This is a genomic window from Pseudomonas sp. BJa3, assembly GCF_026343815.1.
Lineage (GTDB): Bacteria > Pseudomonadota > Gammaproteobacteria > Pseudomonadales > Pseudomonadaceae > Aquipseudomonas > Aquipseudomonas soli.
Map to the genome: position 1 here is coordinate 1 of NZ_JAOXMC010000544.1, position 237 is coordinate 237.

1 pseudogene is annotated in these 237 nt (G+C 67.1%); it reads right to left on the reverse strand.

The window, feature by feature from the left end:
* A pseudogene (locus tag OH705_RS28720) lies at window positions 1-237 on the reverse strand (pseudouridine synthase); the annotation flags it as partial.

Sequence of the window (237 nt, forward strand, 5' to 3'; positions counted from 1 at the left end):
GGGTCCGCCCGGTGATCGGGCGTGCTTCCACCAGGGTGGCGAAATCGCCGAAGCGACGCAGCACCCGGAACTCGGTCAGCGCGTCCTTGCCCTCGACGTTCACCTCTACCATTCGCTCGCCCGAACGCAGGTTGTTCTTCAGCAGCGGCGCGCGCACGTTCTTCTTGCCAGCCGGCCAGTGGCCACGGACCAGGGCGTGATAGCGCTTGTCGACGATCTTCTCGCCCCGCAGGGCCT